We start from the raw sequence: 26307 nt of genomic DNA, 5'->3' as shown, positions 1-26307 counted from the left end.
CCTGCCTCTCAGACGTGAAATCTGGGTGCTTTGTCTCAACGCCCATTAATAGAACCCTTTGCCAATGAATGTCCGTGCGGTCGGCTTACCCTTGATTAGCGGAGCGAGCGCATACCGAACCATGTCCGGGCCGTGGTTATCCGCATCGATCAGGTCCGGCAGAACATCGCCAGCCGTGTTCACCTTGTGGCTGTAGAGCCTGAAATCACGGATGCAGCCGGGGCAGCGAGGATGAATGACGATCTCACGGAACCCTCGTAAAAACCGGATACCTTCCATCACGCTGTTAGGCCACTTCTTGACCGGCTCTATTCTCGGCAGGCCATTGCGCCTTGCATAGCTGATCGTCTTCGGCTCCGCGCTATCTGCCCTCGTCACGTACTGGTCGAAATCCGGTATATTCTCCTTGATGAAGCCAGCCATTGCGTCGATCTCTACCCCGACGCCATAAGCCTCACGCTCAATCCATACCCGGTCGTCATGAACCCACACCCGGCCCGCACAGAGCGGATCAGGCCGAAATCCGAAGTCAACGCCCTGATATGGCCCATCCCAGTCAGGCCCTGGCGTGAACTCGTCTACCTTGACCTTCCCGCCGAACACCTGGCGGTCGCTGTTCTCAAGATACGCGCCTTCCCAAACATGCGCATAAGTATTCGGATCAAGGCGCGATTGCTCCCTCTCCCGAAGCGTCTTTAGCCCCTCCGGGAAGAACGGGTTGTCCTGCCAGTTCATCTCCACGATGACGGCATTATCGGGCGGGCACTTCCTGAAACGCTGATCTACCGGCGACCCTTCGTCGCGCGGGTTCCATATCGACCATAGTTCCGATTTCGGCTGGCGGAACACGGTCGCTTCGAGGGCAAGCCACGATTCCTCGGGCACGTCCTCCGCTTCCTCAACAATCGTCAAGTCAATCTTCGCCAGCGACTTGATCGACTGCGTGTTGCGCCTCAACCCACGAAAGATGAACTCGGTACCGTTCTTGCCCCGTAGGTAGTCCCTGCCGATCTCGTACGCCCCATCAAGCCAAGGCTCGGACGCAATAGCCGCCTTCAGCTCGGCGTGGAACGATTCAGCAATGGATACCTGGAACTCGCGAACGCACAGTATGCGTAGAGGCTCCGTATAGCCCCATATCGCGGCCATCTTGGCGAAGTTAAACGACTTGCCAGAACCGCGACCGCCATATGCCCCACGGTACTGGACCGCGCCCCTCGGCTTCGCAAATACCGGAACCAGCTTGGGCGGCAGCTCAATCCTTGCCGTTGTCATCCGTTTCAGCCGCAACGATCTCGATGCGCGTTACCTGCTCCATCGGACCGCCGCCAGGCCCTGACACTTCATGCTCTCGCTTGTCGCGCCAGTCATCGGGCGCAGCATTCTTCAGGGCGAAGATAGATGATGTTACAACCGGACCCTCTTTTGCAGAAAGGAGCCTACGTTCCAGAAATAGCTGCCGCTTTGCACGTGCAAGCTTTATAGTGTCCGCAAAATCAGGGTGCTTGGCCTCCCAATCGTAAACGCGCTGGCGATGAATACCGAGTTCGGCAGCCGCAGCGGCAAGGGAAAACCCCTCCGCCATGAGGGACAGAATCTCATCGCCTATTGCCGGCGTATAGTCTGTCGGTCTGCCTGCCATATCGTTACCCATCAATCTGTACAAATTGCCTTGCGTTATGCTTCCGTCTCTCTGCCGTGATCAGCGACGGCACAGGAAAGGCGCATGAATCCCGCATGGAGAAGAAGCGCGACCGAAGGGGCGTCACTGTCGGGGCCAGCCCCGAACACTTCTGTCGTGTCCCCCAATAGGACAACCGCGAGACAGCCAACCTCGCCATACTCACCTGCGTCTATGGTGTCTGCTATTGAACGGAGTTTGCCGGCCGGATCGCGATGGTTGGTGTCGTAGAGGGTTACGATCTCAGCCGTCATCCCACCGTCCTCGCCAGCACGTTATGTGCTTTCACGATAGCTGCGTATTCGTCTGACATGGAATCGATCGGAGCCGTCGTCATGATCCATGCGAGTTGTGCGAGTGTGTGGTGCATTTTTTCGCTCACTACCTGTTGACAACGGCACTTTTAGTGCCTATATTCAGACCATCAACGCGGCGGGGTTGGCCTGCTGCAAGAGGTAACGGAGACCTGAAAATGAACCCGATTGAGATGCTCAAACCCCACCAGATCGAAACGCTGCAGAACGCCTTTGGCGACCGCTGGGAAGCTGAAGTAGCATTCTACGCCCGCGCCTACGGACCCGATTTCGTCAAAAAGCTTTTCCCCAAAACCGACAGCTTCCGCGACCGCTGGAACATCCACAAGTCCGAATGGGCTCGCGTGAAGTTCAAGGCCCGCGTCAAGAAGGTCGTAAAGGCCGCAGAAGAAGCCGGGCGAGAAATCAATCGCATCTACATCTCGCCGCAGTTCGGTTCTGTCTACATCGATCTTGTCATCCCGAACGACGAACTTGACGTTGAAACCATCCGCGTTTCTGACCACGAGCGCACAAGCGCAGACCACCCGAATCCTGATTTCAACATCTTCGACGCTTCCAGCTTCAAGGATGCTGTTGAAAGACTGGCTAAGTAAGGACGGACCCCAGCAATGACCACCCCGTTTGCTCAAATGCTCTCGATCTGCGGCCTCTCACAATCGGAGGCCGCCGATTTCCTCAACGTCCCGCTCAACACCATCAAGAAGTGGGGTCAGGGTCGCAACGACCCGCCTCTGGGCGTTATCAAAGAGCTGGCTGACCTCTACGACCTCATGGACGAAGCAGCAGAGGCCGCGCTTGACCTGATCCGCAAACATGCCGCCGACGAGATTGAAATGGCCTATTCCGGCGAGCACGGCCGGTGGCCGTCCGTCCGGTGCGCTATGACTGTTGAGGCCATGATCAGACTGCGCCTGGCAATCGATCAGACCGACCAATAACCCCGGCTTTCCTCGGATTACATGCCCCGAAATGCAAGAGGCCGGCGGTGACATGCTGCTCTGCGCAGACGATCCGAGGCTGGCCCACCGCGCCGGGTAGAGGCAGGGTAAGGAGTCCGCCGGCCCTATCTGTGTGAACTATTCGCCATCGACTGGCGCGTAACAATCCTGTTGCCTGCCCCACATCTGCGCAGGACAGCCTGCACCATCTTCCGACCTGACGTACCTTTCGCCCTCAGAGAACTTGTGACCGCACAGAATGCACACAGGCCCATCGTCATGGTCAGATACGTGTATGAACGCCTCGCGCCTCGACTGTATGTTTATGACCTCTGCCGTCATGGCCCTATCTGTGATTTCTGCCGCGTTGAGGGAGCGTGATCGCATCACTGCGATGAATTGCGGCGCTCTTCTTCCTGTCGCTGCTTGATGCGCATGACCACAAGTCGCATGAGCCGGTCATCAACGGGCTTGCTAGCCGCGTCAGCGTACCACGCCCATGTTTTTTCCTTCAATGCGCCCTCTGTCATCGATGCCCTCAGAGACATAGCGCATAAGATGCGGGCTAGCCCCCACCATATCGGCGATCTTGCCTATCATTTCCGAAGCCTGTGGGGCCTTGTCAGCAAGCAAGGGGGCTAGCGGGCGGCCCCCATACGGTGAGCCTTTGGGTATCCGCCGCGCATATGCGCAATGCGGTCCCGCTATTTCAATCCTGTCTCAAAAACCTCTGGAGCGGGGGAGAGCATTTGCAGCTTCTCTCTTATCGATCCTCACAGGCGGGCGGCCATCTCCACCCGTTCGGTCGGTACGCGCCTAGCGCCCCGCCAGAGTGGCTGAGACCGCCAAGAAACCTCAGCGGCCTCGAAAGCTCCTCCTACACGTGGCAGGTGAGCTTGAATGAATGGGGCATCCCGCATAGTGGCCCTTAACGGGATTAACGGCAGGCCGACCACTGCACCTGCCGAATGTACACCCCAACTCGTATGCGCCTTCGCGCAAAACTGTGGCGAGATACCCTGAAGGCGCGCTACAACAGGGTTATCTTATCGGTACACCCTCGCCTATATACCGAGCACCTGCCCGCATTGAGACGGAGTCACTGGACAGGGTAGCGACCCCGAATACATGTATGCGCCTTCGCGCAAATCACCTATTATCACTCTTTTACCAAAACTACTCCCGTCAATCAAGCCTCCCTTGAATGCCTGATGCGATTCCGTGTCTGCATTCCCCAGCTCTCTGCCAATGCATCCAAACACATGCGCAGATTGTTCAGCATGATGCTTGCCTCTCGATGATTGCGCGTCATGTCCTTCACATACATGCCATGCGCGCAAACACTCTCGACAAGCCTATATCCCTGCACGCCTAGAATGTCGTGTGCTTCCGAAAGCTTCATGGCTGCGCGAGCCTTTGCATCCGTGAGACCGTCCGAGATGAACCCGCCGTCCACCGGCTCTTTCGTGTAGTCCATTGCTTGCACGCCAGCACCACCTGCCATCTCGTAATAGCGCCGGAACGCATCGCCGGCCAATGCTTGAGCGTCATCTACCTGCCTCCTTGCGCGATACCAGACAATTGGACTCTCGCGAATATTGAGAAAGGCGCCGGTCTTTCTCGGGTTGTCCTTCCGCCCGTCATGCGCTCGCTCATAGCGGGGGTTATCCACCTCAACGTATAGCACCTGCGCTTTTGAATTCACCTGGATTGCCGGCATCAAGTGCGTCGCCGTCGATTTCTCTGTTCGCCTTTGCCTGCGGCGTTTAGCCATGTGTGCCCTCTAAGTTGTCGGCTGACAACCTACCGCGCTTGAGCTTGGCGCGTCTTTTGCCGCTCAGCGGATTGATGCCAGAATCCGATTCCTCGATCATCTTGATTGCCTTGCGCCTGATCTCCTCAGGGTCTACACCGGCACACGCACACCAACTCTCTCGCGCCTCTTTCCATTTCCCGCTAGTATCCGTCAGAAACATACGGGCTTCACGGATAGCCACCAGACGGCTACCTATCGACTCACACCCAAGACCGTTCCTGGTTGCGTCCGCGATTGCCTGGCTTATGACTGCGGACGCCAGAGCCGCTTCTGGAGTGCCTTCCATCGGGCTACCTCTTGTATTCGATTTCGCATGGCGTATGGACGCCGAGCTTCTTCACTGCATGCAGAATCGTACTGTGGTCACGACCACCGAAAAGCCGGCCAAGTTGCGGCAGGGAAAGATCTGGACGCTCGCGGTATGCCCGCGCAATTGCTCTCTGCCGCGCCTCGACGATGTTCTTCTTCCGCCTGCGTCCCTTCAGCTCCCCAGGAGTTATACCGGCGCGTGCTGCCTCCTCGCGAATGATCTGCTCTACTGAAATCTTACCGGCGCTCGTCTCAACGACGCGGTACTTGGATATGACCTCTCGGAATTTCCTTTCTGCCTCATGAGACAAATACGCCTTCACGTGCGCATCGTGCTGTTCGGTCCATTCCCGTTTGCACTCACGCGCAACGTTCTTCACCCGTGTCGGGAAAAACTTCCTCTTCAACTCGGCCCGGCGTGCAAAAATCTCCGCCGCCGTTTTCGGTTCACTGTACGCATCAACCAACATGACTCACCTCACTGTGCGGCTTGCTTCTTCGCCTGTTCGCGCTCGTATGCCTCAAGAAATGCCGTCTTGCGCCTCGGGGGCTGCTGGATGCGCGTCACATTGTCGGATCTGCGTATTGAAGCCTCTTGCAGCTTCTCCTGCATGTCTCGCCACATCTCCGCGCCGTCCTCGTAGGCCCTTCGATTGATCCAGGTGGCCACAAGCGGGACATACTGCCGGTCACCGTCCTTCAGATTGTGGATGAACCATTTGCCGCCGTCCGCTATGTCCTGCCCGTCTGCGCCGGCCTCTATGTGTTTCAGGAAGGCATCGCGTGCATCGCCACGGCCGTCCGTGTGCCGCGCTATCGATCGCCATCCCTTGCGACGGTCTCGCGTGCCGTCAGGCAAAAGCGGACCCTCCCAGAATTCGACAAATTCAGGCGTCTCGTCTGCCTTCGTTGTGAGCGGTTTTTTCGCCATCGTGTGCCCTTTCGATGTATGAAAATCAGGACTGGCTAACCTCAATAGCCCAGTCTATCGCCTCCTGAGCGTCCCTGAGGACGACCACCGGAGAGCCGCGCCAAATGTTCGTGAACTCGAGTTGGTTCTTGTTGAGCTTGCCCTTGCCGGTCTTGCACTCAACCAAATGCGTCTTTTCACGCCAGCCAACGAGGAGGTCTACCGGCTGGTCCATGCGCCAGACCGTCATGCCGATCTGTTCCAGTGCCCTTACGATTTCAGGCTCGGATATGTCTCGCTTGGCTCTGTATTTCGGGATACCCATCAGGCTGCGGCCTCCTCGCCTTCAATTGCGTCCAGGATTGCATAGCCAATCATTTCCGGGATCTGGGGAACGACTGCGTTTCCGCAGGCTGCAATTCTGTCCACCCAATAGGCAGGCCGGTTAGAGCCTCTGCGAATAATGGGTTGAGGCCAACTATCTCCGACGAGTGGCGCAGCGAAGATTCGCGGCAAATCCGCCTGGCAACACGTCCACCCTTGTCGAGCCTTGCCAACACCTCTCCCCTCGAAAAGTCCTTTGATTCCGATTTCGCGAGGGTAGGCAATAACCCAAACTCGGTCTCGGTTCTGGAGGGAGCCAACGTAGGAAGCTGGTATAGCGTGCCATTCTGCATCATACCCGAGCGAGGCAAGGGATTTGAGCATTTCGAGCAACCCGTTCCTGAGCAGCTCTCGCACGTTCTCGAAGATGACCACAAAAGGTCGCAGATCCCCAAGCAAACGGCAGGCTTCATGGAATAGGCCTGATCGTTCTCCCCGGAGTCCGAGTCGCTTGCCCCAGACCCCATTTGCAATGGAGATGTCTTGGCATGGGAATCCTGCGGTGATGACGTCCACTCTGGTAATGCCATCGGCAGCAAGCCTTGATCCGGTAAGCTCTCTGACATCATCGTAAATCCTCACATCCGGCCAATGCTTCTTGAGAACGCGGCGCGGGTAATCCTCTATCTCGCAGAATGCGACGGTCTCGAACCCGCCCGTTCGTTCCAGACCGAGAGAAAACCCGCCTATCCCGCTAAACAGGTCTAGAACCTTGAGCTTGCTCACCCCGCAATCTCCCTGCCATACATCGTGAGCCTGACTGCGTGCCTGTTGGCGCCCGTGCCGTCCCAGCATGTGAGGCGCTTGAGAGTCTGCGGGTGGGGCTTGCGGAATAGGTGGAGGATGCGGGTGATCATACGTGCTCATCCTCCCGCCATGTGTCGCCCTCGATACGGTTGGCGAGAAGGCGAAGCTTATACGCCAGTATGAACCTCACCCTTGACAAAGGCCTCAAGCGCCTCGATCCGCGCCATAGCTCTATCACGTTCATGTCTTGCTTGCTCCAATGCTGCCCGTCTGAGGATATCCATCTCATACGCATCGACCCTGCGGACCTCTCCGTTGTAGAGGCCACGGGCACGCCGTATTGAACGGAGACCTAGCCCACGGTACGCGGCCCATATCGCCGCCTTTGCGTTGCCATACCTGTTCGGAGGGTACGCCTCTCGAATTAGATCCTTGGCGAATACTACGTCTGACATTCCTTCGCCTTTCCCTGTTGTTTGCGGCATTCTCTTTTTGGAACACCTTTCCAAGCCTGCGGTGTGTTTCTCCGACACCTTGTCTCTCCATCGTGCTTTTCTCTGTTCTGCCAGGAACGGAGATTTACCGATGAAGGAGATGAAAACGATCGAGCCCGCGACGGCCGCGCCAACAAGGGAGGAGGATTGCCGATCAAACGGCCGTCGCGGGGCGCTGCGAGGGAGGGAGGAGAAACCTCGCGCGCAAACTGAACTGGATAGCAATGTCGTGCATATCCATGATGCGATTGTGCGGGTGCTGAGGGGGCTCTGAGCATGTCAGCCTTTCCCCTTCGCGCGAATGCAATCAACGATGCCCCACACTGGAGCCACCCACGCCCAAAGGGGCCACGCAAAAAACAAAAGCCAGTCTGCAGCCTTGGAAGGGAGAATGCCCTCCCCTCTCGCAAAGGCGAACAAAAGAAACGTACCGCAAACGTACAGCCATGCAGCGATAACCCAAGCCATTTACGCAGCCTCCTCAACTCTCTGTCCATGGAACCTCGGGCCAGCCACGTGCTTGGCGTCGAATCGGTACCACGCGCAGTTGTCTTTGCCCGTGTACGGCGAATTCTCGATCCACTTCAGGCGACCGACCGAAACAATATCGCTGCAATGTGGGAGGAACGGCGCGGCCTGCTTGGTGTGCGCCCAGTCAGCATCGAACAGCAGCCAGGTAGGCGCGATCCGCTGAAACCGATCGATCATCGGGTGCAGTATTGGACGCGACCATGGTGGATTGGTGATGATAGCGTCGAACGGCTGATCGGACTGTCCGTCCCATTCAAGCGCATTGAAGCCATCCGCGATATCACCGGAGAAGGCCGCATATTTCCCGAATGCCTCGAGGTGCCTGATAAGCCTCCCCTTGCCGGCGCATGGCTCGGCATAGAAGTGAACGTCGCGGATAAACGGCAGCAGGGCATGCACGGCCCGACCGTCAATGGTCGGGTAATCGTCCTGCGGTCTGCGCTTGAAGCTGGAACGCTTACCCATCTCATGCCCTCCCGCAAATGTGAGCGAATCCGTTTACCTTTCGGTAAGGATTGTGGCGTGAAACTTCCCTTACGTTGGGGAGTGATACGTGTCGGACCAGTTCATCGAGCCGGTCTATGTGCCGGATGTTTTTATCTCTGGGATCGCATACGCGGAGGAGGTCGCGCCGAATGTGTGGAGGATAGCGTTTTACTCCGAGCAGCGATCCGGCCTGGATGGCACCCGCGAGAAACACATCATCGCGAAGGCCATTATGCCGAGAGCAGTCATAACGGATTGCATCAAGGGGACTGCCGCGTTTCTTGGCGGGAAGGTATGGGCGATGAAGGCGTAACATTACTCTCGCCCAATCCCAATGAGTGCGCCGGCGAACGCTCCGTTCAGCATTGCGCCGAACAGGTACATGAGCGGCATGAATGGGTCTCCAGCACCCGCGCAGATGATGGCCGCAGCAATGCAGGTGATTGCGAGAGATACCGTCGCTACTATGAGAATGATGCGGGTCATGCCGCCCTCCCGTCATCGCATGCATTAACGAGGTCAGGGCGGAGCTCCTCGATAGGGATTCCCGTAAGCCTCGAAACCGCGAATACACGATCAGCAGGGATGCGATCCCATTGCGATATTGTTCCAGGTCGAACACCAATGCCGTTGGCAAGGGACGTAAGACGACCGCGTTTGGCCTTCAGGTACTTCCTCAAATGAACAATCGCGCTGTTATTCAATCCGCGACCAGCGATGCCATCACACCACCTCGCAAGGTCCCCTTCTTTCTTAAACCACTCTCCCCTATGGTGAAAATCAGCGAACCTTTCGTGGAGATCGCGCTCGTCACCTTCTGTGCCCTCAAAGAAGCCTATGAGTTCGACGTTGAACGGGGACATCGTCTGAGCGACTGCAAGCCTGTTGCGCGGGCTGGATGTCACCCCAATCTTTACGAACCCTTCGCACTCAAGTGCGTAGATGAAAGTCGCGCAACTCATGCCGCCCTCCCGTCCCTCTCGGCAGCATCGAGCCAGTCAACGACACGCTGGTACGTGTTGATGTTGAAGTTTTCGCCGTTCTTCACGCGATGCAGAAACTTGGAATCCCGCACGGATGCGAGACCAATTGACGAAAGGCTCATCCCACGCTTCGCGCCGAACGCCTCGGCCCTGGAAATGAGGGCCTCTCTGATCTTGTCCTGTGTCAGGTGAAGTCTGTTCTTGCTCATCATGGAGCCAATATAGGGGATGCGTCCCCGATGTGTCAAGGGAAACTTCCCGATGGAAATGGGGACAAGAAAATGCAGAATCGACGCCATGAATGAAAAGCTGATAAAACGCATCGAAGAGCGTCTGGCTAAGCTCAACATCTCGGCGACCGCTGCCTCGAAGGCTGCCGGATTGTCGGAAAGCTTCATTCGTGACCTGAAAAAGGTGAAGAGCCCTCAGATAGAGAGCCTTCGAAAGCTGGCTTCTGTGCTCCAGGTATCGGTTTCCGAACTAACCGGGGACGAGCCCGTTCGGGACGACACCCCCCAAAATTTGTTTACCGAAGATCAGGTAAGGCGTGCCGTTTTGGCGGTTATGTCGTCTCAAAAAAATCGCCATCAGCGGGCCGATTATATCGCTGATCTCGTGGTGGGCCTTTTGAACGCTCAGGCCCTAGAGATATCAGACTCCAGACTCAGAGCCTGATATCCTATAAAATAAAAACCCTTTCCGTATTTCAGCTTTCCGTATTTCGGATGACATATGTGTCATGGGTGGTCACGACATATGTGTCATAGGTCTAGCCTGTAACGAGGCACCCTGCCCTTTGGGCGGTCAACCCTAATAAACATCTCCTCCTCAAGATCCGAGATAGCCCTAGACACGTGTCTCGATGATGTATCGAGAGCGCGTGCAATGGTCTTGATGCCCGGATAGGTGAAGGGCCGTTTAGCGCTCATCCTCATCGCCAGATAAACGCCGACGACCTTTGCATTACGGCTCACGTGCGGGCTTGAAACGAGGTGACGTATCCACGCGTCACGCCGCCTGAGCCATTTTGCGGTTTCTGCTTTCTCTTCCTGTTCCATGATTACCCTTATAAGGGATTGATCCCGATTGCGCTACAATTAATTCGGGATTGGTCCCTTGACAAGGGGATATGTCCCCGCATATAGTACCACCATCAACACCGAACGATGGGACAGGAACAATGGCGACCCTCACCTTCGATTACGACGAGCAGAACGAGCGCATCATCTACTTGAACGAGGACGGCAAGCGCCGTGGCGCTGTCTGGCAGCCGGGCTGGTCCAATGAATGGTTCTGGTCGCTTCATGGCGAGGAACGCTCGATTACGACCGGCGCCGACAAAACGAAGGAAGGTGCCTGCACCGACATCGTTGCAGCGTACTGGAAGCACATCGACAAGAACGCGGCATTCCCGGCCAACTAATCCAACCCAATACCCCGGCCCATCCGGGAAGATGGAAAACCGCACTGATAGGAGAAGCAAAATGATCAATCGCCACCTTCTCACCGCGACGCAGATCGCCTTCATGACCAAGCTGACGCGCGAAGGCGTGCGCGACATGACGAACCGAAAGCCCTACCGCACCAAGGCGATGAAGGCAGAGGCGCGGCGCACGGCCTACGTGGATAAAAACGGAGCTTGGCGGTCTACAGCACCGACCCAATACCACCCCGACTCGAAAGAACGTGGCCCGTCCTACTGACAGCTCAACACCCGGCCCGTCCGGGAAGATGGAGAGAGACGATGACACAGGCAGAGACGAAGACGGCATACAAATCCGACGACTACGGCCTCGACTGGCGCGATGTCAAATCCGCGCCAAAGGATGGCCGGTGGGTCTGGATGCGCAACGAGATGATGGACTTCCCGGTCGTGGCCGCGTGGGGCAAGTACCGACACCACAGCCTTCCCGGCGAATATGAGCACTTCGGGGTCGTAATAGACCCATTTGAAAAATGGATGCCGCTCCCCTGCGGAGCGATGATTTGCGGAACGCAGTGGGCACCTTACGACGCGGAAAAGCACGCCAACCTCACATGGAGGTTCGCGTCATGAAACACCCGCTCCACAACACGACCAACGAAACGGGCCGCAAGCTGGTCGCTATTGCCGACGCACTCCCGGCCATCGACGTTGAGGCGCCCGGCTGGCAGACAGCATCCGACATTCTCCGCGATGCTGGCATGACGAATGAAGCCGCAATCGACCTGATCTGTGCCGGCGCATTGCAGGCGGCGATAGACGCCAATGTCGAGATCGACACGGCAGGCTTCCGCGAAGCACTGGCCGACGCATGGGCAGACCTGGTTGCCCCGATCCGCGACAGGATCGAGCAGGAAATGGACGACCTGCCCCGCGTCGATCCGAACGCCGAGCACCGGCTTGGCTGGTTCGAGACGGTTTGAGGGAGGCGGAGATGACGGAGAAGTGGACGAAGGGACCGTGGCGTTGCGGCGGTAATCCATATGACCCCGGTGAACCTCCCTTTGTTATCTCTGAAACAGAGGGAGTAATTTGCACCATCAACCTCAAGCGTCCGTACAATATCGCGCGAGCCAATGGCAACCTCATGGCAGCCGCGCCGGAACTGTACCACGAACTCGACATGCAGGTTCGCAACTGCCCGGTCTGCAAGGGCACTGGAATGGCGGTCGATGTTCTGGACCTGATCACCGAGGAGAGCCCGGAGAAGAAGCCGTGCACGCGCTGCGCAAGCTCCCGCGCCGCCCTTGCCAAAGCCCGAGGAGAATCATCATGACCTCTCACGAATACGACGCCATGCTTGCCGAGATGCGCGGCGGACACTTCTACCACAGCCTCAAGGCCGAACAAGCACACCAGGCACTGCGCGATGCAGCGGCGGTCGCGGTGGTGGCAGCCGGTTCGCTGATGATCGGTATTTTCGCAATCGCAACGCAATGGGATCGCATCGCGGCCGCCGTTGGCTGCTGCGGCGCGGCTTGAGACGGGGGAATTCGCATGGACGAACTGGAAAAGACTATTGCAGACGAACTTGGCGAACTTGACGCTAACGACGACACCCCGGTTAGTCTAGCGAGGGAGATCGAGGAGGCAGAGAAGGCTGCCAAAAAGCTGAACGAACGCATTGATTTGCTAATGCGGCACCGGGCGCTCGTTTTGGAAATTATCGCCGCAAAGCGTGCCCGCATGATCGCGATGATGGGAGGGGCGGCATGACCGACACCGACAAGGCGCAGGTCGCGGCGCTGGGCGAGCGCCGGCGGCTCGGCACGCTCGACAACCATCGGGCGCTTTGGGAGGCGATCCGGCGGTCAAACGGCCTGCCGCATGACACCGAGGCGTGGAACGCCTGGCTGGTCGATCGGCTGGAAAGCGACAGCGCGAAGATTGCCGTCGCAATTGAGGCGTTGGAGCCGTTTGCGATGACTGGAGAGATGTTCGAACTCGAGACCGAGGGGTTCAGGGATGACAATGAACTGGATCTCTGCATGGCTGGGCATCTATTCGATGTCTACAAGCTGAAGCAGTTCCGCCGCGCCCGCGCCGCCCTCACCGCCATCAAGGGATCTGACCAATGACAGCAAAGCACGACACATTCACGCCGGTAGATGGCGGGAAGGGGCAGAAGATGACCAAGCATGAAACCGTAACGCACGAAAACCTGTACGCTGCGCTTGCTGCAGCTCAGGGAGAACTGCGCAACCCGGAGAAGTCGAAGAAGGCAGACACCGGCAAGTACCAGTACAACTATGCGGACATTGGAGACGTTCTCGAAACTGTCTTGCCTGTCCTATCCCGCCACGGCCTTGCGCTGACGCAACCTACGGTCATCCGCGACAACACGATTGTGCTGATTACGCGGGTTTCATTCAAGGACGAAAGCATCGAGAGCGAATATCCGGTGTGCAGTCTGAACGGGAACCATCAGGCGATGGGCGCAGCAATGACGTATGCCAGGCGCTACGCTTTGACCTCGCTCGTAGGCGTTGCTGCTGTCGATGACACAGATGGCAAGGACGCCGCCCCGGTCGGAGAAGGGCCGCGTGAGAAGATGTCGGCAAACCAAGCCAAGGAAGAGCTGAATTGGGCCGCAATCCAATCGAAGATCGACAACGCGAAGGACCTAGCAACGCTCGACAAGCAAGCCGAGTGGATCGAAAAGCGGCGCGGGTACTGGCCTGACACGTATTACTGGAAAGCCAAGGAACGCATAACGTTCAACCGGCTTGAAAAGGCGACGGAACGTCTGGATGCCTGCAAGGACATTGACGAACTTGCGAACGAGTTTGCCGACCTGGAAGCCGCCCTTGATGGCAAGGTCCAGTATGAAGAGCTGGCAGGAATCTACAAGGCAGCAGAAAGGAAGCTGGAACAATGAGCGGATCGATCAACAAGGTAATCCTCGTCGGCAATCTCGGATCTGACCCTGAGGTGCGCAGGCTCAATTCGGGCGAGCCGGTTGTCACCCTCTCGGTCGCGACCTCCGAAAGCTGGCGCGACAAAAACACTGGCGACAAGAAGGAACGCACGGAATGGCACCGCGTAGTCATCTTCAACGAGCATCTTGCCAAGGTCGCAGAGCAGTATCTGCGCAAGGGCTCAAAGGTCTATGTCGAGGGCCAGTTGCAGACGCGCAAATGGCAGGACCAGAGCGGACAGGACAAGTACACGACCGAGGTCGTCCTGCAGAAGTACCGTGGCGACCTGCAAATGCTGGACGCGCCAAAGATGGACGATAAGCAGTCCGGCTATAACATCGAGGCCGACGCTCAGCTCGCACATGAGCCAGCTAACGCGCCCGGTCTTGACGACGATTTGCCGTTTTAGGGTACGGCGATGAGCGGGAAATACGTCATGGTGCTGCGCAATCAGGAGATGAAGGATGAAGCAATACGCCTCATCCAGAATCCGAAGCTGCCTGGTGATACGCGCCTGACGTTCGAGCGCGGCGACAAGAGGACGCTGGACCAAAACGCCATGCTCTGGCCCTTGCTCACGAAGATCAGCAAGGAGGTCGAATGGTACGGACAGTACCTGACACCAGACGACTGGAAGCACATCTTCACGGCGGCGCACAGGCATTATGAGGCGGTGCCAGGCATCGACAGAGGCACAATGGTAGTCCTCGGCCAGAGCACGTCGCGCATGACGAAAGAGCAGTTCAGCGACCTGATTGAAATCATCCTCGCCTTTGGCGCGGCGCACGGCGTTGATCTGACGGACCCGAGAGAGAAGCAGGAGAATGCGGCATGAGTGGCTTGGCATTCTTTATAATTTGGTGGGGTACCATCTTCCTCGCCTTCCCCGGATGGCTCGGTGAATGGCTCGCGAAGGTGGATTACTACCGCAAGCGCTGGAAGCCGGAGAAGGCCAAATGACCCGCATCATACGCTACCTGTTTCGCCGCTACGTCACGATAAACACCTACCGGGTGGCAAAGAGGGACTGGCAGGCGCTCAAGGAAGAAAAGCACAGGCAACTCGCCCGTGAGCTTGGGATGGAATGGAAGGGATAGGATGGCCCGCGCCGTCAAGGAATGGACAGGCAAGACGCCGGACACCAAAGCCCCGCCACGCGTCAGGCAGAGGGTGTTCGATAGGCATGAAGGCGTATGCCATATCTGCAAACTGCCGATAAAGCCCGGCGAGACATGGCACCTGGATCACGTCATTGCGCTGATCGAGGGAGGCGAGAACAAGGAATCAAACCTCGCGCCGGCACACGCTCACTGCAATCTGGCGAAGGCGGCTCAGGAGTCCGCCCGCAAGTCCAAGGTAAACCGAACACGGCAGAAGCACATCGGGGCGGTGAAGCCGAAGGGGCGTATCCAGTCGAGAGGGTTCGGCAAGAAGGAACGCACGGAGAAGCTGCCCCTCCCGCCGGCCAGATCAATCTACAGGAGCATTGAGAAATGACAGAACACAAACTGGCAGATGCATATGAGGACATGACCGAGATCGCGAGGCTCCGCGCACAACTCGCACAGGCTGTAGAGGCGCTGGAGAAGATCGCGATCGGCGACCGTTGGGTTACGAAGTCCGCCCGCATCGCCCGCGCTGCCCTCACAGCGATCAAAGGAGGCGACAATGGCTGAATACGTCACCGACGAGATGGTGGAGGCGGCCTGCAAAAAAGTATGGCCGGACATTTTCAGAGATGACGAAAGCGAAGCGAGTGGGGAGGCGTCATCAGATGACGTCGAATACGTCAGGACGTGGGAGCGACATATCATGAGAAAGGCCCTCGAATCCATCGCCCCTCTCATCGCCAAGCGCGCCGCCGAGGAAATGCGCGAGAAGGCGGGGAAATGGCTGGGCTCCAAAGAAAGGGAGTGCCGAGAAATTAGTGAAGACCTTGAGCGTGCAGGCTGCCTTAGCGCGGCATGGGCAGCGCAGCAGCACGCCGAAAATTACCGGATGTGTGCTGCCGCCATCCGCGCCCTGGAGGCCGAATAGCCATGAGCGCGCCGGTCCTCGACAAGCCAAAACAGACACGCGTCAGGGCCTCGAAACGGGCGCTGGAAATCGCGCTCGACGTTTTGGCAGAAAAGGGCCTGTCTGTGGAAAAGCTGTGCGTAAAGGGTGGACAAGTCGAAATCCACACGCGGTCCGTTGAAGCCGACTCCTCACACGAAAATCATGGGGGCCTCAAGCAATGGTGAGGAGCCCCATGAACATCGAATATCCCGGACTACTCAAGGAACGCCTGCCATCCGGCCGGTACCGCTATCGCGTCCGCGTTGATGGCGATCCAAAGACAAAGATCAGGATCTACGCCGAGCCCGGCCATGAGGACTTTCACCGGCAGTACCTCGCAGCCCGCACCGGCGAAAGGCAGAAGCCGGTCAAGCGCGCATCGGAATACGCGACACCACGCTCGCTCGGGTGGCTGGTCGCCTCATACCTGGAACACCTTGAGCGCGCCGTTGAGGCCGGGACAATGAGCCACAAGACGCTCAAGAAAAAGCGCAACCTGCTGGCGCCGCTCATGCGACATACGGATGTGCATATGTTCGTCAGTCGCGGCAAATGGCAGCGGTGGCAGGACGAGCGATCGGCAACGCCTGCCCAAGCCGACGCATTCATCATGGCAGCGCGTGGCATGTACAATTGGGCGCTCAAGCGCGAATATGTGAGGGAAAATCCGGTCGTCGGTATCGAGAAGATTTACCGCGACGGCCCCGGAGCGCAGCCGTGGAAGGCCGATGACGTTCGGAAGTTCTATGCCCGCCACAAGCTTGGCTCGAAGCCGCACGTCGCGATGACGGTGCTTCTGTGGACCGGATGCCGCATCGAGGACTTGATCATCCTTGGGCGTGAACACGAATGCGTTCTGGACGGCGTTGAGGCGCTCCGCTGGACGCCGCTCAAGAAGGGCTCGACGGAAGTTACAGTACCGATATTCCCGCCGCTCAAGGATGCCACCCGCGCACCTACCGTGCAGGGCCGGACATACGTGCTCGGTCAGGGCGGCAATCCGTATTCAAGCGGCGATTCCATGTCCGCCATGTTCAAGCGGTGGTGCAAGGACGCGGATTTGGGCCATCTGTCAGCCCACGGGGTGCGCAAAGGCCTGGCAGAGCTGCTTGCTGAATTGGGCTGCTCTCAATACGGGATCATGTCGATCCTGGGGCACTCCGAAGCCAAGACTTCGGAGGTTTACACTCGCCGCGTGGAGCGGTGGAGACTGGCACTTGATGGGCTGGGAAAGGTAGCGAATTCAGGTGTTTGGTGGTATAAATAGACATGATTGATTATTCGAAATACCCCGGACTTACCGTAGAAATACTCCCAAGCGGGAATGAGCGAATCCGCGTCCGAGTGGAGGGGGATATAAGTCGGAAAATAACAATCCCATCTGGATTGTCCGACGAAGACTTCAATGCTGCATACAATGAGGCGCGTAAAGGTGTTGCAACTAACTACACGCCCATGCGGCTAAACGCGATGCGCCGCCGTCCAGGCTTTATGTCAAATATTTACGTGATGCTGTCTCGGGCAAAAGACAGGGCGAGAAGGAAAGGAATCAAATTCGACCTCACTCCCGAGGACGTTATCGAAATTCTCGAGAAGCAGGACGGGAAATGCGCCGTTAGCGGCATGTTCTTCGATACCAGTAAATACCCGCGCAAGGGTGGCGCCGGCCCATTCCGAATGAGTCTGGACCGGATCAACAATGCTGGAGGGTACACGCGAGACAACGTTCGCGTAACTACGGTTATCGTGAATATGGCGCGCCTGAATTGGAGCGACGATGACTTTCATCGCATGTGCGCCGCAGTGGCAAGAAACAGCCGAGCGAGGACCACGCTTGGGGCACAGTATTGCGAAATGGGGCACCACCACAAGCAAGACATTGAAAATAAAGAAGAAAAAACGGTGGCTTAATAATGTTGGTGCCCCCGGACGGACTCGAACCGCCGACCCTCTGATTACAAATCAGATGCTCTACCAACTGAGCTACAAGGGCACACCATGCCGATAGCATATACAGACGGGCTGTAAAGAGACTATTTCCCGGCTCTGTGCTAAGCGCACCATGCAACAGTGAACGGACACCCTGATCGATGACGACCGACTCCATTGCATTTCTGTCCTCCGACACGCCCGAGGCGCGCGAGGCCGCCGCATTGCTGGCGACCCTTTACGGGCAGGAAGCTGTGGAGGAGGCCGAAATCATCGTCGCCCTCGGTGGCGACGGCTTCATGCTGCAGACCCTTCACCGCTTCATGAATGCCGACAAGCGGATCTACGGCATGAATCGTGGCTCCGTCGGCTTCCTGATGAACGACTTCCGCGAGGACGATCTGCGCGAACGCATCGCCGCCGCGGTCCCGGAAACCATACGGCCATTGCGAATGCGAGCCGTGGACATGGACGGCAATATCACGGAAGCCTTTGCCATCAACGAGGTGTCGCTGTTTCGCCAGTCCTATCAGGCCGCCAAGATCGCCATTCATGTCGATGGCAAGGAGCGGCTGGCAGAACTGATATGCGACGGCGTCATGCTGGCGACGCCGGCAGGATCGACAGCCTACAACCTCTCCGCCCAGGGGCCGATCATTCCCATCGACGCCCCGCTGCTCGCATTGACGCCCGTCAGCCCGTTCCGTCCGCGCCGCTGGCGCGGTGCGCTTCTGCCCAACAGGGTGTCGGTGACTTTCGACATCCTCGAGCCCGAAAAGCGCCCGGTCAACGCTGTCGCCGATCACTCGGAGGTCAAGTCGGTCCGCAGGGTCGAGATCGCGGAAGCCCTGGATGCGACGGCAACCATCCTGTTCGATGCCAGTCACTCGTGGGACGAGCGCATCCTCGCGGAACAGTTCCGTTACTGACGGCAACCGATGCGTCGAAATTGCACCACGTCTTCGCTAACCATTGGACAATACAAATTCACCATCTGAATGGCGGAATACCGGGCTTTCTGTTGACTTTGCGACTTCAAGAGCCTACGTCCGGGGCCGAGAGTGCCAATAATGGCGCACACAATACCGTTTTCGATTTGCGAAGCGTGGAACTCCATTGACTTCATTTTCTGATCTGGGTCTTTCACAGAAAGTCCTGAAGGCCGTTGAGGCCGCCGGCTACACGGAACCGACTCCAATCCAGGCGCAAGCCATCCCCCATGCGCTTGAGGGCAAGGATGTGCTCGGCATTGCGCAAACGGGCACCGGCAAGACCGCCTCCTTTGTCCTGCCGATGATTACGAGGCTCGAGCGCGGACGGGCACGCGCTCGCATGCCACGCACCCTGATCCTCGAGCCGACCCGCGAGCTCGCCGCACAGGTCGAGGAAAATTTCGGCAAGTACGGCGTCAACCACAAGCTTACGGTGGCACTGCTTATCGGCGGCGTTTCCTTCGAGGAGCAGAACCGCAAGCTGCAGCGCGGCGTGGATGTCCTGATCGCCACCCCCGGGCGGTTGCTCGACCACTTCGAACGCGGCAAGCTGCTGCTGACCGGCGTGGAAGTTCTCGTTATCGACGAGGCCGACCGCATGCTGGACATGGGCTTCATTCCCGATATCGAGCGGATCGTGAAGCTGATCCCCTTCACTCGCCAGACGCTGTTCTTCTCGGCGACGATGCCTCCCGAAATCACCCGTCTGGCGGACCAGTTCCTGCACGCACCGGTGCGGGTCGAGGTCTCTCGCGCCGCTTCCACCGCAACGACGGTGACACAGCGGCTGGTCGGCGTCCCGAAGAAGGATTATGAAAAACGCGCCGTGTTGCGCGAACTGATCCGCAACCAGACGGACCTCAAGAACGGAATCATCTTCTGCAATCGCAAGCGCGATGTATCCGAGCTGTTCCGTTCGCTGGACCGACACGGCTTTTCGGTAGGCGCGCTGCATGGCGACATGGACCAGCGTTCGCGAATGGCCATGCTGCAGGGTTTCAAGGACAACAAGATCCAGCTTCTCGTTGCCTCCGATGTCGCCGCGCGTGGCCTCGACATTCCGGATGTTAGCCACGTCTTCAATTTCGACGTGCCGATTCACGCCGAGGATTACGTGCACCGCATCGGTCGTACCGGCCGCGCGGGCCGAGAAGGAGCAGCTTTCACGCTCGTCTCCAGGTCGGAGATGAAGCACCTCGAAGCGATCCAGAAGCTGATCACCACCGAGATCGAATGGCTGAGCCCGATACCCGAGGGTGATGCGGCCGACGATTCCGAAACCGAGAAGAAGCGCGGACGTGGCGACAAGCGCGGCAAACGCGGTCGTGAACGCGAAGCCCGACCGGAATCCGACAAGACTGCACCGGTGGCTGCCGAGGAGCGCAAGCCTAGGGAAAAGCCGGAGAAGCAGGAGCCCCGCTCCGAACCCAAACGCGAGCGCAAGGATCGTCGCCGCGAAGACGACGGGCGCGTTCCGGTCGGTTTCGGCGAGGATATCCCCGCATTCATGATGAACGGCCAGTAGAGAGAGCCGGAAGGCGCCTGTCGTGCCCGCCCTGCACGGCGCATCCGATCCCGGAACTTGTCTCGAAACTAGAGTTCGCCGCGCGCCTCGGCCAATTGCTTGAGGTCCGCAGGCTGCAATTCCACCGACTCGCCACACCCGCAGGCGGATGACTGGTTCGGATTGTTGAAGACAAAGCCGGTGCGAAGCTTTGTCACCTCGAAATCCATCTCCGTGCCGAGCAGGTAGAGCATCGCCGAGGGATCGATCCACAAATGCGCGCCGTCATGTTCGATATGATCGTCCTTCGGGTCCGGCTCGGTCACCAGGTCGACCGTGTATTCCATGCCGGCGCAGCCACCCTTCTTGATGCTGACCCGCACGCCCTTCGCGCCCTCGCGCGAGGCAACGATTTCCTTCACGCGGTTCGCCGCGGCATCGGTCATGGTCATGATCGGCATTGGCATGCTCGGCTCCCGTGTTCCTTGCGCCTTCATCTGGGGACGCGGCCGTCGTCAGGCAAGCGACGACCTAGTACCACCCCACCGCGATCTGCGCTTCTTCCGACATGCGGTCCGGCGTCCATGGCGGATCGAACACCATTTCGACCTCGACATCCATCACGCCCTCGACCGTCCTGACGGCATTTTCCACCCAGCCGGGCATTTCGCCGGCGACCGGACATCCGGGGGCCGTGAGCGTCATCTGGATTTTCACCGTTCGATCGTCCTCGATGTCGACCTTGTAGATGAGGCCCAGCTCGTAGATGTCCGCGGGGATTTCCGGATCATACACCGTCTTGAGCGCGGCAACGATATCGTCCGTCATCCGCGCGAGTTCATCGCGCGGAATTGCGGAACTGCGGCCCGCGTCGTCATTGGCTGCCTGCGGCTCGGCGACCCGGGCATCTTCATCCTGCTTGTGCTGGTCTTCCGTCATGCGATCCTCGTCAGGCGAAAAAGCCGCGCGCCTTCTCCAGGGCTTCGGCCAGTATGTCCACTTCGGCGCGCGTATTGTACATCCCGAATGAGGCACGACATGTCGATGTCACGCCAAAACGCTGCAACAGCGGCTGCGCGCAATGCGTGCCGGCACGCACGGCAACGCCGGACCTGTCGATCAGCATCGACACGTCATGCGCATGGATGCCTTCCAGTTCGAAGGATACAATCGCACCCTTTCCCGGCGCATTGCCGATGATGCGGAGCGAGTTGATACGGCCCAGGCGCTCATGCGCATAGTCCTTCAGATCGGCCTCGTGCGCCGCGATCGCCGCGCGCCCGATCGTCTCCATGTAGTCCAATGCGTGACCGAGTCCGATAGCCTGCACGATCGGCGGCGTCCCGGCCTCGAACCGGTGCGGCGGCTCGTTGTAGGTAATCGTGTCGACGGTCACCTCCCCGATCATTTCGCCGCCCCCCTGGAACGGGCGCATCGCGGCCAGCCGCTCCTTCTTGCCGTAGAGAACGCCGATGCCCGATGGGCCATAGACCTTGTGACCGGTGAAAACATACCAGTCGCAGTCGATGTCCTGCACGTCGACCGGCATGTGCACGGCCCCTTGGCTGCCATCCACCAGTACTGGAATGCCCCGCTCGTGCGCAATCCGGCAGATCTCCTTCACCGGCACGACCGTTCCAAGCACGTTCGACATGTGCGTGATGGCGACAAGCTTCGTTCTTTCGCTCAGACAGGCCTTGAACTTCTCCACGTCGAACGCGCCATCATCGTCGACGGGTGCGAAAACAAGCCTTGCGCCCTGCCGCTCTCGGATGAAGTGCCACGGCACGATGTTGGAATGGTGCTCCATGATCGACAGGACGATCTCGTCGCCCTCGCCGATATTCGGCATGCCATACCCATATGCCACCGTGTTGATTGCCTCGGTGGCCGACTTCGTGAACACGATCTGCTCGCTGGAAGAAGCATTCAGGAAGCGGCGAACCTTCTCGCGCGCGCCCTCATAGGCATCCGTGGCCTTGTTGGAGAGGAAATGCAGACCCCGATGCACATTCGCATACTCGTTCTCATAAGCGAATGCCACCGCATCGATCACGGATCGCGGCTTCTGCGCCGATGCACCGTTGTCCAGATATACGAGCGGTTTGCCGTGAACTTCCCGCGCAAGGATGGGGAAATCCGCGCGGATCGCCTCGACATCGTAACCTGGTGTTTTCGCGTCCATGATCAGCCGTATGCCTCAAGCCACTTGTCGATTCGCATTTCCAGTGCCTCGACAAGCGTGTTGTCGTCCAGTTCCTCGATGATCTCGGCCACGAACGCCTTGATCAGCAGACCGCGCGCGGTCTTTTCGCTGATCCCTCGAGCCATCAGGTAGAACAGGCTGTTGTGATCGATTTCCGCGACCGTCGCGCCATGCGCACACACCACGTCGTCGGCAAAAATCTCGAGTTCGGGCTTGGTGGAAAATCCGGCGTCGTCGGACAGCAGCAAGGTGTTGCAAGCCATCTGGGCATCTGTCTTCTGGGCTATCCGGTCGACCCGGATCTGGCCCTGAAATACGCCCTGGGCACTGTCGGTCACGACAGAGCGCACCACTTCGGTCGACGTGGTGTTCGGCACGAGATGGCCGAGCGAAAGGGTGATATCGCAGTGGGCATTGCCGCCGATCAGGTTGATTGCGCGGAAGGTCAGGTCCGCCCCCTCACCGACGACGTCGGCATTGATCTCCTGGCGTACCAGTTGCCCCGACAGGTTGACGACGAATACCGTCAGCTTGGCGTTTTCCTCCAGCGTGACATTGAGTTGGCCGAGATGGGTGGCTTCCCCGCCCTGTTCCTGCACGCAGATCCATTTCGCGTCGCCGCCCTTGCGCACGACAAGCTCGGTGACGTTGCTTGCAAGGACGCTCTTGTCCGATCCGGCCTGCCGGTCGAACAAGGTAACCTTCGCGTCCGCACCGACGGTCACGATGTTGCGCGTATGCACCTGGCCACCGTCATGCAGGGACTGCAGTTCGATCGGCCGGTCCGGCTCGGCGCCGTCCTCGACCTTGAGCACGAATCCGTTGGCGACAAATGCGGAATTGATCAGGCCGACCGCATCGAACCTGCCGTGATCGCTCAGCGTCACGCCGGAAACCTCTGCGCGCAACGCGTCGGCCACCGACGCGACCGTAATTCCGTCGACCGCCTCGGTCGTGGCGATCTTTCCATTGTTGAGGACCAGCCGCGCCGATCCTTCGACCAGACATTCGAGGTCGTCTGCCACGGCACCGTCATCATGCGACGGGATGCTTGTCAGCAGCCGCCGCAAATCGGTGTAGTGCCACGCTTCCACCTTGCGCGTCGGCAGGCCGGATTCCTTGAGCGCCTGCACCGCGCGATCGCGATGCGACACCATTTCCGCATTGCCGGGCAGATAGCTGAACTGCTCGCCGAATGTCTCGACCAGCGTGGTCTCGGCTGCCGTCAGCGGCAGTTTCGACTGAACGGTCATGTCGTTCTCTCCTGGCGCCTCAGGCCGCCTCGTTGATGATGTCGGCGTAACCCTTCGCCTCGAGTTCGAGCGCCAGCGACTTGTCGCCGGTCTTGATGATCCTGCCCTTTGACAGGACGTGCACCGTGTCCGGCTCGATATAGTCGAGCAGACGCTGGTAATGCGTGATCACGATTGTCGCCCGGTCGGGCGCGCGCAGCGAATTCACGCCGTCGGCGACGATCTTCAGCGCATCGATGTCGAGGCCGGAATCCGTCTCGTCGAGTACGCAGAGCTTCGGCGCCAGCAGCTTCATCTGCAGGATCTCGGCGCGCTTTTTCTCGCCGCCGGAGAACCCGACATTGAGCGGGCGCTTCAGCATGTCCATCGAGATGTCGAGGCTGCCCGCGGCTTCCTTGACCAGGCGGATGAAGTCCGGCGTGGTCAGTTCGGCCTCGCCACGCGCCTTGCGCTGCTCGTTCATCGCGACCTTCAGGAACTGCATGGTCGCAACGCCGGGAATTTCCATCGGGTACTGGAAGGCGAGGAAGATGCCCGCGGCCGCGCGCTCGGCCGGGTCCATCTCGAGGATGCTCTCGCCATTGTACAGGATCTCGCCCTCGGTGACCTCGTAGTCGTCGCGGCCGGCGAGGATATATGAAAGCGTCGACTTGCCGGAGCCGTTCGGCCCCATGATCGCCGCGACTTCGCCCGCCTTCACGGTCAGGTCGAGCCCCTTGATGATCTCGGTGCCGTCCTCGGCGATGCGTGCGTGCAGGTTCCTGATCTCAAGCATAGTTCCGTCTCGTCTTTCTGTCCTTGTTCCCGCCGCGAGCCCGCAGCGGGTTGTTCCCTGGTTTCCGACCCCGATCAGCCGACGCTGCCTTCCAGCGAGATGCCGATCAGCTTCTGCGCCTCGACGGCGAATTCCATCGGCAGTTCCTGGATGACTTCCTTGACGAAGCCGTTGACGATCAGCGCGATGGCTTCCTCTTCGGGGATCCCGCGCTGCATGCAGTAGAACAGCTGGTCATCGGAAATCTTCGAGGTCGTCGCCTCGTGCTCGAACTGCGCCGTCGCGTTGTTCGCCTCGATATAGGGCACCGTGTGCGCGCCGCAGTCATTGCCGATCAGCAACGAGTCGCACTGCGTGAAGTTGCGCGCGTTCTCCGCCTTGCGGTGCGCCGAGACGCGACCTCGATAGGTGTTGTTGGACCGGCCAGCGGAAATACCCTTGGAAATGATGCGGCTCGACGTGTTCTTGCCCAGGTGAATCATCTTGGTGCCGCTGTCGACCTGCTGCGCGCCATTGGAAACGGCAATGGAATAGAACTCGCCGCGGCTGCCGTCGCCGCGCAGGATGCAGGACGGGTATTTCCAGGTGATCGCCGAGCCGGTCTCGACCTGCGTCCAGGATATCTTGGAGTTCTTGCCCCGGCAGTCGCCGCGCTTGGTGACGAAATTGTAGATGCCGCCCCTGCCCTCGGAGTCACCCGGATACCAGTTCTGGACTGTCGAATACTTGATCTCCGCGTCATCGAGAGCGATCAGCTCGACCACGGCGGCATGAAGCTGGTTCTCGTCGCGCTGGGGTGCCGTGCAGCCTTCGAGGTAGGAGACATAGGCTCCCTCCTCCGCGATGATCAGCGTACGCTCGAACTGCCCGGTATTCTTCTCGTTGATGCGGAAATAGGTGGACAGCTCCATCGGACAACGAACGCCCTTGGGCACGTAGACGAAAGAGCCGTCTGTGAACACGGCGGAATTCAGCGCAGCATAGTAGTTGTCCGACACCGGCACCACCGACGCCAGGTATTTGCGAACCAGATCGGGATGTTCCCGGATCGCCTCGGAGATCGACATGAAGATCACGCCCGCCTTGGCGAGTTCTTCCTTGAACGTCGTGACGACCGATACCGAGTCGAACACGGCGTCGACTGCGACCTTGCGCTCCTGCACGCCCGCCAGAATCTCCTGCTCGGCGAGAGGAATGCCCAGCTTCTCGTAGGTGCGCAGCAGTTCCGGGTCGACGTCGTCGATGGTACGCGGTCCCGACGTGCCCTTCGGTGCGGAATAGTAGTAGATGTCGTTGAAATCGATCTTCGGATACTCGACGCGCGCCCAGTTCGGCTCTTCCATAGTCAGCCAGCGCCTATAGGCATCAAGCCGCCACTCGAGCATCCACTCGGGTTCGTTCTTCTTGGCCGAAATGAACCGGATTATGTCTTCCGATAGGCCCTTCGGCGCCTTGTCGGCCTCGATGACGGTCTCGAAGCCGTATTTGTACTGGTCGACGTCAATCTTGCGGACCTGATCTATCGTTTCCTGTACAGCCGGCATAACCGTCTCCGTTCCTTTGTCACATCCCCGGTCCTCGCCGAACCGGCCA

Annotated in this window: 43 protein-coding genes and 1 tRNA gene; 26 read left to right on the top strand and 18 right to left on the bottom strand. The window is 58.7% G+C overall.

Annotated elements, in window-relative coordinates:
• Nucleotides 1–45: 45 nt before the first annotated feature.
• Entirely contained in the window at nucleotides 46–1275 is a 1230-nt protein-coding gene (locus HTY61_RS04915; RefSeq protein WP_175275742.1) for a PBSX family phage terminase large subunit, read from the bottom strand.
• Nucleotides 1256–1654 carry a terminase small subunit-like protein gene (locus tag HTY61_RS04910; RefSeq protein ID WP_175275741.1) on the bottom strand — a complete coding sequence of 133 codons (399 nt, stop codon included), beginning with the start codon at nucleotides 1652–1654 and terminating at the stop codon, nucleotides 1256–1258. The genes HTY61_RS04915 and HTY61_RS04910 overlap by 20 nt, the downstream gene beginning before the upstream one ends.
• Before the next feature lie 499 nt (nucleotides 1655–2153).
• On the opposite strand from HTY61_RS04910, the gene HTY61_RS04905 reads away from it, so the two are divergent.
• Both HTY61_RS04905 and HTY61_RS04900 read left to right on the top strand, forming a co-directional pair.
• Nucleotides 2154–2591: a hypothetical protein gene (locus HTY61_RS04905; protein ID WP_175275740.1), complete on the top strand. Its 438-nt coding sequence runs from the start codon at nucleotides 2154–2156 to the stop codon at nucleotides 2589–2591.
• 15 nt (nucleotides 2592–2606) lie between these two features.
• Nucleotides 2607–2936: a helix-turn-helix domain-containing protein gene (locus HTY61_RS04900; protein WP_175275739.1), complete on the top strand. Its 330-nt coding sequence runs from the start codon at nucleotides 2607–2609 to the stop codon at nucleotides 2934–2936.
• Nucleotides 2937–4125: 1189 nt separating this feature from the next.
• Here the strand turns inward: HTY61_RS04900 and HTY61_RS04895 are convergent.
• The 5 genes from HTY61_RS04895 to HTY61_RS04875 all read right to left on the bottom strand — a co-directional run bounded on the left by HTY61_RS04895 (nucleotide 4126) and on the right by HTY61_RS04875 (nucleotide 7081).
• Entirely contained in the window at nucleotides 4126–4710 is a 585-nt protein-coding gene (locus tag HTY61_RS04895) for a hypothetical protein (RefSeq protein WP_175275738.1), read from the bottom strand.
• A 332-nt stretch (nucleotides 4711–5042) separates the two neighbouring features.
• A complete protein-coding gene (locus HTY61_RS04890) occupies nucleotides 5043–5531 on the bottom strand; it encodes a helix-turn-helix domain-containing protein (protein WP_175275737.1) in 489 nt (162 codons plus the stop codon).
• A gap of 8 nt (nucleotides 5532–5539) precedes the next feature.
• Complete coding sequence (locus HTY61_RS04885) at nucleotides 5540–5992, bottom strand: hypothetical protein (RefSeq protein WP_175275736.1); 453 nt, start codon at nucleotides 5990–5992, stop codon at nucleotides 5540–5542.
• 25 nt (nucleotides 5993–6017) lie between these two features.
• A complete protein-coding gene (locus HTY61_RS04880; RefSeq protein WP_175275735.1) occupies nucleotides 6018–6296 on the bottom strand; it encodes a hypothetical protein in 279 nt (92 codons plus the stop codon).
• Nucleotides 6296–7081: a DNA cytosine methyltransferase gene (locus HTY61_RS04875; protein WP_197945366.1), complete on the bottom strand. Its 786-nt coding sequence runs from the start codon at nucleotides 7079–7081 to the stop codon at nucleotides 6296–6298. Before HTY61_RS04875 ends, HTY61_RS04880 begins: the two co-directional genes overlap by 1 nt.
• A 606-nt stretch (nucleotides 7082–7687) precedes the next feature.
• On the opposite strand from HTY61_RS04875, the gene HTY61_RS04870 reads away from it, so the two are divergent.
• On the top strand, nucleotides 7688–7870 hold the full coding sequence (locus tag HTY61_RS04870) for a hypothetical protein (protein ID WP_175275733.1): 183 nt from the start codon (nucleotides 7688–7690) through the stop codon (nucleotides 7868–7870).
• Between the two features lie 194 nt (nucleotides 7871–8064).
• Here the strand turns inward: HTY61_RS04870 and HTY61_RS04865 are convergent, their stop codons facing one another.
• Nucleotides 8065–8592 (bottom strand): hypothetical protein, encoded by a 528-nt coding sequence (locus HTY61_RS04865; RefSeq protein ID WP_175275732.1) that lies wholly within the window; start codon nucleotides 8590–8592, stop codon nucleotides 8065–8067.
• Between the two features lie 88 nt (nucleotides 8593–8680).
• Here HTY61_RS04865 and HTY61_RS04860 point away from each other — a divergent pair, with 88 nt between their 5' ends.
• Nucleotides 8681–8926 carry a hypothetical protein gene (locus tag HTY61_RS04860; RefSeq protein ID WP_175275731.1) on the top strand — a complete coding sequence of 82 codons (246 nt, stop codon included), beginning with the start codon at nucleotides 8681–8683 and terminating at the stop codon, nucleotides 8924–8926.
• A 2-nt stretch (nucleotides 8927–8928) separates the two neighbouring features.
• On the opposite strand, the gene HTY61_RS04855 is transcribed toward HTY61_RS04860, so the two are convergent.
• The 3 genes from HTY61_RS04855 to HTY61_RS04845 are packed head-to-tail and all read right to left on the bottom strand — an operon-like array spanning nucleotide 8929 to nucleotide 9844.
• The gene (locus HTY61_RS04855; protein ID WP_175275730.1) at nucleotides 8929–9099 is read right to left on the bottom strand and encodes a hypothetical protein; all 171 of its coding nucleotides are present in this window, start codon (nucleotides 9097–9099) and stop codon (nucleotides 8929–8931) included.
• Nucleotides 9096–9575, bottom strand: coding sequence for a YdaS family helix-turn-helix protein (locus tag HTY61_RS04850; protein ID WP_246272932.1), 480 nt, complete (start codon nucleotides 9573–9575; stop codon nucleotides 9096–9098). The genes HTY61_RS04855 and HTY61_RS04850 overlap by 4 nt, the downstream gene beginning before the upstream one ends.
• On the bottom strand, nucleotides 9572–9844 hold the full coding sequence (locus HTY61_RS04845) for a hypothetical protein (RefSeq protein ID WP_175275729.1): 273 nt from the start codon (nucleotides 9842–9844) through the stop codon (nucleotides 9572–9574). The genes HTY61_RS04850 and HTY61_RS04845 overlap by 4 nt, the downstream gene beginning before the upstream one ends.
• 13 nt (nucleotides 9845–9857) lie before the next feature.
• Here HTY61_RS04845 and HTY61_RS04840 point away from each other — a divergent pair, with 13 nt between their 5' ends.
• The 20 genes from HTY61_RS04840 (at nucleotide 9858) to HTY61_RS04750 (ending at nucleotide 17966) form a co-directional block, all read left to right on the top strand.
• Complete coding sequence (locus tag HTY61_RS04840) at nucleotides 9858–10271, top strand: helix-turn-helix domain-containing protein (RefSeq protein WP_175275728.1); 414 nt, start codon at nucleotides 9858–9860, stop codon at nucleotides 10269–10271.
• 505 nt (nucleotides 10272–10776) lie between these two features.
• Nucleotides 10777–11019, top strand: a complete 243-nt coding sequence (locus tag HTY61_RS04835; protein ID WP_175275727.1) for a hypothetical protein — start codon at nucleotides 10777–10779, stop codon at nucleotides 11017–11019.
• Nucleotides 11020–11080: 61 nt separating this feature from the next.
• Entirely contained in the window at nucleotides 11081–11299 is a 219-nt protein-coding gene (locus tag HTY61_RS04830) for a hypothetical protein (RefSeq protein ID WP_175275726.1), read from the top strand.
• A gap of 41 nt (nucleotides 11300–11340) precedes the next feature.
• A complete protein-coding gene (locus HTY61_RS04825; protein WP_175275725.1) occupies nucleotides 11341–11652 on the top strand; it encodes a hypothetical protein in 312 nt (103 codons plus the stop codon).
• Complete coding sequence (locus tag HTY61_RS04820) at nucleotides 11649–12002, top strand: hypothetical protein (protein WP_175275724.1); 354 nt, start codon at nucleotides 11649–11651, stop codon at nucleotides 12000–12002. Before HTY61_RS04825 ends, HTY61_RS04820 begins: the two co-directional genes overlap by 4 nt.
• Nucleotides 12003–12013: 11 nt before the next feature.
• Nucleotides 12014–12355 (top strand): hypothetical protein, encoded by a 342-nt coding sequence (locus tag HTY61_RS04815; RefSeq protein ID WP_175275723.1) that lies wholly within the window; start codon nucleotides 12014–12016, stop codon nucleotides 12353–12355.
• A complete protein-coding gene (locus HTY61_RS04810; protein ID WP_175275722.1) occupies nucleotides 12352–12561 on the top strand; it encodes a hypothetical protein in 210 nt (69 codons plus the stop codon). Before HTY61_RS04815 ends, HTY61_RS04810 begins: the two co-directional genes overlap by 4 nt.
• 15 nt (nucleotides 12562–12576) lie before the next feature.
• Nucleotides 12577–12795 carry a hypothetical protein gene (locus tag HTY61_RS04805; protein ID WP_175275721.1) on the top strand — a complete coding sequence of 73 codons (219 nt, stop codon included), beginning with the start codon at nucleotides 12577–12579 and terminating at the stop codon, nucleotides 12793–12795.
• Nucleotides 12792–13157 carry a hypothetical protein gene (locus tag HTY61_RS04800; protein ID WP_175275720.1) on the top strand — a complete coding sequence of 122 codons (366 nt, stop codon included), beginning with the start codon at nucleotides 12792–12794 and terminating at the stop codon, nucleotides 13155–13157. The genes HTY61_RS04805 and HTY61_RS04800 overlap by 4 nt, the downstream gene beginning before the upstream one ends.
• Nucleotides 13154–13957: an ERF family protein gene (locus tag HTY61_RS04795; protein WP_175275719.1), complete on the top strand. Its 804-nt coding sequence runs from the start codon at nucleotides 13154–13156 to the stop codon at nucleotides 13955–13957. The genes HTY61_RS04800 and HTY61_RS04795 overlap by 4 nt, the downstream gene beginning before the upstream one ends.
• Entirely contained in the window at nucleotides 13954–14406 is a 453-nt protein-coding gene (gene ssb / locus HTY61_RS04790; protein ID WP_175275718.1) for a single-stranded DNA-binding protein, read from the top strand. Before HTY61_RS04795 ends, ssb begins: the two co-directional genes overlap by 4 nt.
• Nucleotides 14407–14433: 27 nt before the next feature.
• Entirely contained in the window at nucleotides 14434–14832 is a 399-nt protein-coding gene (locus HTY61_RS04785) for a recombination protein NinB (RefSeq protein WP_197945365.1), read from the top strand.
• The gene (locus HTY61_RS19595) at nucleotides 14829–14957 is read left to right on the top strand and encodes a hypothetical protein (protein WP_281367581.1); all 129 of its coding nucleotides are present in this window, start codon (nucleotides 14829–14831) and stop codon (nucleotides 14955–14957) included. The genes HTY61_RS04785 and HTY61_RS19595 overlap by 4 nt, the downstream gene beginning before the upstream one ends.
• Complete coding sequence (locus tag HTY61_RS04780) at nucleotides 14954–15094, top strand: hypothetical protein (RefSeq protein ID WP_175275716.1); 141 nt, start codon at nucleotides 14954–14956, stop codon at nucleotides 15092–15094. The genes HTY61_RS19595 and HTY61_RS04780 overlap by 4 nt, the downstream gene beginning before the upstream one ends.
• A 1-nt stretch (nucleotide 15095) precedes the next feature.
• Complete coding sequence (locus tag HTY61_RS04775) at nucleotides 15096–15494, top strand: HNH endonuclease (RefSeq protein WP_175275715.1); 399 nt, start codon at nucleotides 15096–15098, stop codon at nucleotides 15492–15494.
• A complete protein-coding gene (locus tag HTY61_RS04770) occupies nucleotides 15491–15673 on the top strand; it encodes a hypothetical protein (protein WP_175275714.1) in 183 nt (60 codons plus the stop codon). The genes HTY61_RS04775 and HTY61_RS04770 overlap by 4 nt, the downstream gene beginning before the upstream one ends.
• Nucleotides 15666–16034: a hypothetical protein gene (locus HTY61_RS04765; RefSeq protein ID WP_175275713.1), complete on the top strand. Its 369-nt coding sequence runs from the start codon at nucleotides 15666–15668 to the stop codon at nucleotides 16032–16034. Before HTY61_RS04770 ends, HTY61_RS04765 begins: the two co-directional genes overlap by 8 nt.
• 2 nt (nucleotides 16035–16036) lie before the next feature.
• On the top strand, nucleotides 16037–16240 hold the full coding sequence (locus HTY61_RS04760; protein WP_175275712.1) for a hypothetical protein: 204 nt from the start codon (nucleotides 16037–16039) through the stop codon (nucleotides 16238–16240).
• Nucleotides 16241–16248: 8 nt separating this feature from the next.
• Nucleotides 16249–17322 carry a tyrosine-type recombinase/integrase gene (locus tag HTY61_RS04755; RefSeq protein ID WP_246272931.1) on the top strand — a complete coding sequence of 358 codons (1074 nt, stop codon included), beginning with the start codon at nucleotides 16249–16251 and terminating at the stop codon, nucleotides 17320–17322.
• Nucleotides 17323–17324: 2 nt separating this feature from the next.
• Nucleotides 17325–17966: a hypothetical protein gene (locus HTY61_RS04750; protein WP_175275710.1), complete on the top strand. Its 642-nt coding sequence runs from the start codon at nucleotides 17325–17327 to the stop codon at nucleotides 17964–17966.
• Between the two features lie 6 nt (nucleotides 17967–17972).
• Here HTY61_RS04750 and HTY61_RS04745 read toward each other — a convergent pair.
• A tRNA-Thr gene (locus tag HTY61_RS04745) sits at nucleotides 17973–18048 on the bottom strand.
• A gap of 97 nt (nucleotides 18049–18145) precedes the next feature.
• Between HTY61_RS04745 and HTY61_RS04740 the strand changes: the two genes are divergently transcribed.
• Together HTY61_RS04740 and HTY61_RS04735 are read left to right on the top strand one after the other, a co-directional pair.
• On the top strand, nucleotides 18146–18913 hold the full coding sequence (locus HTY61_RS04740) for an NAD kinase (protein WP_175275709.1): 768 nt from the start codon (nucleotides 18146–18148) through the stop codon (nucleotides 18911–18913).
• 187 nt (nucleotides 18914–19100) lie between these two features.
• Nucleotides 19101–20501 (top strand): DEAD/DEAH box helicase, encoded by a 1401-nt coding sequence (locus tag HTY61_RS04735; protein WP_175275708.1) that lies wholly within the window; start codon nucleotides 19101–19103, stop codon nucleotides 20499–20501.
• Between the two features lie 68 nt (nucleotides 20502–20569).
• Here HTY61_RS04735 and sufA read toward each other — a convergent pair whose 3' ends face one another.
• The 6 genes from sufA to sufB form a co-directional block, all read right to left on the bottom strand.
• Nucleotides 20570–20947, bottom strand: a complete 378-nt coding sequence (sufA, locus tag HTY61_RS04730) for a Fe-S cluster assembly scaffold SufA (RefSeq protein ID WP_175275707.1) — start codon at nucleotides 20945–20947, stop codon at nucleotides 20570–20572.
• A 64-nt stretch (nucleotides 20948–21011) separates the two neighbouring features.
• Nucleotides 21012–21419 carry an SUF system Fe-S cluster assembly protein gene (locus tag HTY61_RS04725; protein ID WP_175275706.1) on the bottom strand — a complete coding sequence of 136 codons (408 nt, stop codon included), beginning with the start codon at nucleotides 21417–21419 and terminating at the stop codon, nucleotides 21012–21014.
• Nucleotides 21420–21429: 10 nt separating this feature from the next.
• Entirely contained in the window at nucleotides 21430–22665 is a 1236-nt protein-coding gene (locus tag HTY61_RS04720) for a cysteine desulfurase (protein WP_175275705.1), read from the bottom strand.
• Nucleotides 22666–22667: 2 nt separating this feature from the next.
• Nucleotides 22668–23939 (bottom strand): Fe-S cluster assembly protein SufD, encoded by a 1272-nt coding sequence (gene sufD / locus HTY61_RS04715; RefSeq protein WP_175275704.1) that lies wholly within the window; start codon nucleotides 23937–23939, stop codon nucleotides 22668–22670.
• Between the two features lie 19 nt (nucleotides 23940–23958).
• The gene (gene sufC, locus HTY61_RS04710; RefSeq protein WP_175275703.1) at nucleotides 23959–24714 is read right to left on the bottom strand and encodes a Fe-S cluster assembly ATPase SufC; all 756 of its coding nucleotides are present in this window, start codon (nucleotides 24712–24714) and stop codon (nucleotides 23959–23961) included.
• A gap of 74 nt (nucleotides 24715–24788) precedes the next feature.
• On the bottom strand, nucleotides 24789–26258 hold the full coding sequence (gene sufB / locus HTY61_RS04705) for a Fe-S cluster assembly protein SufB (RefSeq protein WP_175275702.1): 1470 nt from the start codon (nucleotides 26256–26258) through the stop codon (nucleotides 24789–24791).
• Between the last annotated feature and the right edge of the window lie 49 nt (nucleotides 26259–26307).

Origin of the sequence: Oricola thermophila (genome assembly GCF_013358405.1) — a bacterium.
Lineage (GTDB): Bacteria > Pseudomonadota > Alphaproteobacteria > Rhizobiales > Rhizobiaceae > Oricola > Oricola thermophila.
This window is presented reverse-complemented; position numbering and strand designations above follow the sequence as displayed.